At 76.6% G+C, this 2,333-nt stretch carries 3 protein-coding genes; all 3 read right to left on the bottom strand.

Annotation, left to right across the window (positions count from 1 at the left end; translation table 11 throughout):
* Positions 1-993, bottom strand: a 993-nt coding sequence (locus tag CRM73_RS18965; protein ID WP_229588766.1) for a glycosyltransferase, incomplete at its 3' end; no start/stop codon positions are given.
* Positions 990-1,949, bottom strand: coding sequence for a glycosyltransferase (locus CRM73_RS18960; RefSeq protein ID WP_176337730.1), 960 nt, complete (start codon positions 1,947-1,949; stop codon positions 990-992). The genes CRM73_RS18965 and CRM73_RS18960, both read right to left, overlap by 4 nt.
* Positions 1,937-2,333: glycosyltransferase family 9 protein (locus CRM73_RS18955; protein ID WP_229588765.1), on the bottom strand; the 397-nt coding region annotated here is incomplete at its 5' end. The genes CRM73_RS18960 and CRM73_RS18955, both read right to left, overlap by 13 nt.

Raw genomic sequence — 2,333 nt, 5'->3', positions numbered from 1 at the left:
GTCCTCGATGCTGTCGAGCAGCCCGCCCACGGCGCTGCCCACCACGGGGCGGGCGCACGCCATCGCCTCGAGCGGGACCATGCCGAACGGCTCGTACCAGGGGGTGCAGGCCACGACGTCCGCGGTGGCGAGCAGCGCGGCGGCGTCGTCGTGGTCCACGCGGCCGAGCAGCTCCACGCGCTCGGCCACGCCGAACTCCCGGGCCAGCGCCCGCAGCCGCAGGGCCTCGGGGTCCCGGTCCAGCTCGGCGCGGGCGGGGCCGCCGGCCACGACGAGCTCCGCGTCCGGCAGCTCGGCGAGGGCGCGCACGACGACGTCCACGCCCTTGCGCTCCACGAGCCGGCCGAGCGCCACGATCCGGGGCCGCCGGTCGCCGGCGGGCGGCGGCACGGGGACGAAGGCGTCGAGGTCCACGCCGCACGGGACCACGTCGATCCGTGCGGGGTCCCCGCCGAGGGCCAGGAGCTCGGCCTGTTCGTCCCGGCAGGTGGCCAGGACGAGGTCCGCCGCGGCGACGAGCTCGTTCTCGGCCGCGAGCCGGCCGGTGGGGCTGGTGTCGGCCGCGCCCTGGTGGCGGCGCTTGACGGCCCCGAGCGCGTGGAAGGTCTGCACCACCGGGATCTGCATCGTCTCCGCGGCGCGGCGGGCCGCGATCCCGGACATCCAGAAGTGGGCGTGCACGAGGTCGGGGACCCCGCGGTGGGCCCAGTCGCGGGCGAGCCAGCGTCCGAACTCGTCCATGTACGGCGCGAGGTCGTCCTTGGGCAGGAGGCTCGGGGGCCCCGCCGGGACGTGGACCACGTGCGCCCCGGGGGCGAGCTCGACCACGTCGGGCAGCCGGGCGTCGTCGCGGCGGGTGTACACGACGACGTCGTGGCCCAGCCGGGCGAGACCCGCCGCGAGGGCGGCCACGTAGACGTTCTGCCCCCCGGCGTCGACCCCGCCGAGCGCGGCCAGCGGGCTGGCGTGCTCGGAGACCATTGCGATTCTCATGCTGTCACCTTCTCCAGGATGCGGTCCCACTCCGCGAGGAAGCGGTCCGCGCCGTAGTGTTCCAGGGCGTGCTCGCGGGCGGCGGCGCCCACGGCGGCCGCCGCACCGGGATCGTCCAGCCAGTGCCGGGCGCGGGCGGCAAGGGCCTCCGGGTCGTTGGAGAGCAGCCCCGCCCCGGGCGGGACCGCCCGGGGCGCCTCGGTGGTCGAGAGCCCGAGCACCGGCATCCCGATGGTCATCGCCTCCAGCAGCGCCAGGCCCAGGCTCGTCCACCGGTAGGGGTGGTAGTAGGCCCGGTGCTCGCCGAGCGCCGCGTGCAGCTTCTCCTGAGGATAGTTCTCGTGCAGCCGCCCGGCCATGTGGGGCGCGTGCTCGGCGAGCTGGTCCATCCCCATGCCGTACACGTCCACCGGCAGCTCGCGGGCCAGCGCGGTCAGCAGGTCGGTGCCCGCGATCCGCCCGCGCCGGACGGGCTCGTTGACCACGGCGGCCAGGCTGGCCGTGCGTCCCGTGTAGAGCGGTCCGGGGTCCAGGACGCCGTGCTCCACGACCTCGGTGGGCGCGTCCCCGTTGTCCCACATCATCCGGTTGAAGTGCGTCACGTGGACCACGGGGATGTCGGAGCGCCCGGCCAGGGGGTGGCGGGTGGCCACGGCGGGCCCGCGCGGGGTGTCGTGCTCCACGTAGACCGCCGGGACGTCGCTCCCCGCCCGGCGTCCGGTCCACCGCTCGAGCAGCTCCAGCTCGTGGGGCCGCTGCAGCAGGACGACGTCGAACGCGGTGCCGGCCAGCTCCTCGGGCGTGCACTCGACGGCGGCCGCCGGCCAGTCCCAGGTCTCGGCCCGGCCGCGGCCGTCGGGGCCGCGGTCGGCGACGACGGGCAGCAGATAGGTGTGGGGACCGTGCACGAACGATGTCGTCCACGATCCGTGGACGTGCCAGGTCAGGATGCGCACCCGGGTCCTCCTTCCGGTTCGGGAACAGTGGCGAGGGCCCCGGGAGCGCCGTGCACGAGCTCCTCGACGGCCGCGAGCACGGCCGCCGGGGACACGGAGGACAGGCACGGGTGGCCGGGCACGGGGCAGTCGCGGGCGCGGGAGCCGCGGCAGTCCGCGCCCTGGTCCCCGAGCAGCACGACGGGCACACCCCAGGGCGCCCAGCGCTCGGGCGGCACGACCGGGGAGAAGAGGGAGACCACCGGGGTGCCCACGGCCGCGGCCAGGTGCGCGGGTCCGGTGTTGCCGACGACGACGCACGCGGCGGCGTCCAGCACGGCGGCCAGGCCGGGCAGGTCGGTCCGGCCGGCGAGGTCCAGCACCGTGCCGTCCGGGGCGGCCTCC

Source organism: Kocuria sp. CCUG 69068 (assembly GCF_020833785.1).
Lineage (GTDB): Bacteria > Actinomycetota > Actinomycetes > Actinomycetales > Micrococcaceae > Kocuria > Kocuria rosea.
Note: the sequence above shows the minus strand (reverse complement) of the source record. Positions and strands in the feature narration are given on the sequence as shown.